The organism is Microcystis sp. Msp_OC_L_20101000_S702 (assembly GCF_007095705.1).
GTDB classification, from domain to species: Bacteria; Cyanobacteriota; Cyanobacteriia; order Cyanobacteriales; family Microcystaceae; genus Microcystis; species Microcystis ichthyoblabe_A.
Genome location: NZ_SFBO01000227.1, coordinates 1 through 4,361 on the forward strand (window position 1 = coordinate 1; position 4,361 = coordinate 4,361).

The following is a 4,361-nucleotide window of genomic DNA, read 5'->3' on the forward strand; positions in this document are numbered from 1 at the left end:
TTAACCTATTTGTGCCTTAAGTCCTTTCCTGTATGAATTTCAGCTACTTTTGAGCGTAGTTGCTCTCATCGAATTTTATTTTAAGTTAATTATTTGCATAACAATTCCCGAAGAGCCCCTTCTATTAAGTCTTTGTAAGTTCTCGCCTTCAGTTTTCTTAATGTCGCTTTCACTTTTGACCAAAAGTTTTCAATTAAGATGCAAATCATTGCCAAAAGACGTGAAGCGATTGAATCCATCTAGACCAACTTTGGGCGAATTAGAAGAATAATATTTCCGGTAACTCTCTAAAGGAACAGTACACAAATCAGCTAAATCGGTACGACCCTTCGCAACCTACCAGGCTCCCCGACTCGGTTTGATTTTTGGATGTCGTCGCCAACATCGCAGGAACAGGCTGGACTCTTCGATGCACTCTTGACAGATTGCCACCTGCCAACTCCGACGATAAAGAGTAATCCCAGCACCGCACACCACCCGAAAACCGTTGTTGTTGTTGTCGCGGCGGTTGTTGTTGTCGCGGTAAGCGGAACGGCAGTTATTTGGATTGTTGTACCAAGAACCGCCCCGCGGTCGGGTTCGCCTATCCCTTCTTCAATGCCTCACGAATGTGAGGGAATCGAATATCTGTTTTCTTAGTTGCCAGGTGTCACCGTGTTCTAGATGTGCCATCCAGCTAGTCAGCGGTCGCAACGCGCTCGCTACGCGAGATCGTTCTACATCTTGCCATTCAATTGTACCGATCGCATAATCTTGTTGCAATCGTCTGAGTCTTCTCCTACCCCGATGAAGGTTACTATTCCTGACGTGAACTCGGTCGGGTAGAATGCGAAAACCGAGGAAACTAGCGCCGTATTTAGTGGCAAAAAGTTGACTTTCGGTCGCAACGCGCTCGCTACGCGAGATCGGGTGAATTTTCAGCTAATTCTTTCATTGCCTTAATAAAATTTAACATTAATGCCATTTTCTCAAAAAAATCGACCCGCCTAAGGGCGGGAAAGAAAAGAAAAAAGAAAAAATAGGGAATGAGGGTAAAAAGGGAAAAAAAGGGAAAAAGGGTTACAGAGTCCTCCCAGCACCGCACACCACCCGAAAACCGTAGTTGCCGTAGCCGCGGCGGTCGTAGTAGCCGCGGAAAGCGGAACGGCAGAGATCTGGATAGTTGCACCAAGAACCGCCCCGCGCAGGAGAACGATTATCATTCCTATTTTCTGTCCAGACACTGCCATCCGTCGGCGCACCGTCATAGTTATCGTGCCAAGTATCGGCGCACCATTCCCAGACATTGCCGTGCATATCGTACAGTCCGAAGGCATTGGGGGGAAATTGTCCCACGGGAGTCGTTTGTTGTCGATCTTCTCCCTTCGCTTCTTCTGCGTAGGTTTCGCTGGCACAGTAGTTGGCCAATTCCCCGGTAATGGTTTCCCCAAAGTAAAACGGGGTGGTGGTTCCAGCACGACAAGCGTATTCCCATTCCGCTTCACTCGGTAGTCGATACTCCCGTTTTGTTTCTCTTGATAGTCGTTTACAAAATTCCGTTGCTTGATACCAGTTGACACTTTCTACGGGTAGCTCATCCCCTTTGAAGTTAGAAGGGTTTGTCTCTAGGTCGATGTCTATTTTAGCGGTTGCGGCGATCGCTTTCCACTGGGACTGGGTGATGGGGTATTTACCCATAAAGAAGGGTGGGACAGTTACTTCATGTTGTGGTCTTTCCCTTCTAAATCCTTCCCAATTAAATTTTTTTACCAGTCTTTCGATTTCCTCGTCTTCTGTTCCCATCAGGAAAGTTCCCCCCGGAATGGCGACCATTTCTAAGGTGATGCCGTTGCCCAAATCTTCCCTGAAATATTGGGACTGTTTCGACTCTTTTTTGATTTGCTCACCCTTCGCATTTACTCGCACCACCTCAAAGTTAAATACCTTGAGTCCAGTTTCTTGAGAAGGTTTAGGGGTCGATGACCTATTTCCCTCAGACCCCGTGACGTATTCGCGACGCGTCAAAGGAATCGAAGACTGTCTTAGAGCGATGCGCTTGATAGCTTCGATCGCATCTAAATCGCCACGAGATGCTCCTAAGACACGAATCCATAACTGTTCAGCTAAGTCAAGGTCGCCCCTATTTTCTGCTAAGGAAGCCTGATATTTTAGGGGTTGCACGTCCCTAAGCGTGGCAACTTGTTCTAACAAAATAAAATAGAGCTTGTGGGGCGGTTCTGCTTTCAGATAGGGATTCTGTCTCGGTTTCCCATATCTAGCGTTAGTTTGCTCGACTTGACGGCGCAGATGTTCGTCTAGACGCTCGACCGTAGCACAATTGGCTTCTCCTTGCCGCCGCAATCCTTCCAGCAGCGTATGAGTAAATGAGCCTTGTTGTAACTCATCGATCTCCCAAGATTGCTGATTGGCAGTACAGGAATAAAAGGTTATGACTCCCTGATGCTCCTCCTCTCCAATGCCCAGACCGCCTCGGCTGTCTTCATCTCGACAGGCATCTAATAATAGTACGACGTTATCGGCCCCAGACCGCCGCAGCCGCTCGGTGACATAATCCACCGATACAGCCGTTTCTCTTACATTGCCCGGATCACTATCTGGCAGCATCAGATAGTCTTTGTCTTGATAGCGCCGGCCATGACCAGCAAAGAAAAACCAGAGATTGTCTCCAGACTTAAGCAGGGGAGTCTCGAACTGCTTCTGAAGAAACCGCTTGAGACGACCGTGGGTTAGTTGCGTGGGAATGGGGGGACTAGCAGGAATGGGTGGAGAATCTTCGGTAAAGAGAAATATCCCACTGTGATCGAATCCTCCCTCCCCTTCACACCAAGCTTTGATCGCTTCCGCGTCTTTCTTGGCGTATTTCAGCGGCTTGAGGTTGTCATACTCGTTGATGCCGATCGCTATCACCCAGTTTTTAGCCATCTTTTCTCTTGAACTTAAATGTCATCGCTCCTTTCCCTCCTGCTTTGCCCCCGACCCCAAACAGGCTAACTTGTCCTTCCCCATTAATTTCTACAGACAGTTCCACTTCATCGAGCCGGATTTTAGCGCCTGGAGGATCGGCTTCATTGAGCATTTCCCGCATCGCTTTGAGAAAGCCCTGCATTTCTAGCTTCAGTTTGGACACATCCACTTGACTTCTTTCGGTGGCCGCAACTTCGGGCGGTCTTTCCTTTTCACCGAGCCGTCCCCCGATATCACTGCTACTTCTAGCGCCGGTGGGCGTTTTTTGAAGATCATCACCCGTAATAATCCATATTTTGCTGGGAGTCGCGATATCTTCGGTCATTGTGTTGATTTCCCCTAAATGTTATCTCGCTTGCCTTTAGCCAAGCTTTCTAATTCCATTATCTTTCTCTCAACCTCTGCCATCCGCTGACTCAACGGTACAGTCTCGGCACAGCCCAAGTAAGCAGCATTGCCGAAGGCACTCGCTACGCGAAACCGCACTGACAATCACATCCGTCTTGGACGTGCCAACCCGCTCGACGTACTGGTTGAGTTCGGCGAGGAGAGGTGGGGGAATTCGGACGGCGATTTGTGGTTTGCCCATAACAATTACATTTCTTCTCCCGCCATGCTACCAAACGCATGACTAAGTATCACCCTTCCAGTCATTTTTCTTAACGAACGACCGAACAGCGAGCTACCTTCGAGTACCATCCTACAGTTATTCGCTAGAAACAATACAGGACAAAAGTTACAGAAAATTTTAAAAACCTTTCCTTAAAAAATTAAGCGAACCATGAATAAAAAATTCTCCTTAGCCCAAAAGTATTCAGCAACAATTTCAGCTTTAACTTGGGATTTTTCTATAGATTTACCAAAAAAGAATTGTGTTACATTTTGTCATAATCTTCTGGCTCCCCATCTGAAACTTTAGCTAATGCTTGTTGAAACTTCTCCCAACTTCCCTGTTGTGCTTTTTCTTCTAGATAATCTTTAGTCATCCAAGAGGATATTTGGGCAGATAAAGCCATTGTTACCAGTTGCTCTACTGGTATGTTTTGTTTATTGGCTAAGGTTTCAATTTGTTGATATAAAACATCTGGAATGTTGGTGCTTAGTTTCATGGTTTGATTTCTCCTAGTAATCGTAAAAATTGTTTGGGTGTTAAAATAAAAATGCCGAATTTTTCAATAGGTTGTAGGTCTCTTTGATTGTAACTGATTATAAAATTAGCTTGACATTTGAGAGCTAAGTCTATAGAACTCTTGCAAATTAATTATATGTTATAATCACGGGTTAACTAATTTTCCCCAAAAAATTAGTTAATCAGTACATTCGTCCTGAATGAAAACTTGAAGTTTAACTTTTAACTCAAAACTCTTTAGAGCTGCTTTAATTTGGTTATCAAAACC

The 4,361-nt window shown here is 45.7% G+C and carries 4 protein-coding genes; all 4 read right to left on the reverse strand.

Annotated elements, in window-relative coordinates; translation table 11 throughout:
* Positions 1–1,059: 1,059 nt before the first annotated feature.
* Positions 1,060–2,922: an SUMF1/EgtB/PvdO family nonheme iron enzyme gene (locus EWV60_RS22565; RefSeq protein WP_287234949.1), complete on the reverse strand. Its 1,863-nt coding sequence runs from the start codon at positions 2,920–2,922 to the stop codon at positions 1,060–1,062.
* Complete coding sequence (locus tag EWV60_RS22570; RefSeq protein WP_287234952.1) at positions 2,915–3,289, reverse strand: Pepco domain-containing protein; 375 nt, start codon at positions 3,287–3,289, stop codon at positions 2,915–2,917. The genes EWV60_RS22565 and EWV60_RS22570 overlap by 8 nt, the downstream gene beginning before the upstream one ends.
* A gap of 145 nt (positions 3,290–3,434) precedes the next feature.
* Positions 3,435–3,593, reverse strand: coding sequence for a hypothetical protein (locus EWV60_RS22575; protein WP_287234954.1), 159 nt, complete (start codon positions 3,591–3,593; stop codon positions 3,435–3,437).
* 246 nt (positions 3,594–3,839) lie between these two features.
* Positions 3,840–4,073 (reverse strand): hypothetical protein, encoded by a 234-nt coding sequence (locus tag EWV60_RS22580; RefSeq protein WP_002746549.1) that lies wholly within the window; start codon positions 4,071–4,073, stop codon positions 3,840–3,842.
* Between the last annotated feature and the right edge of the window lie 288 nt (positions 4,074–4,361).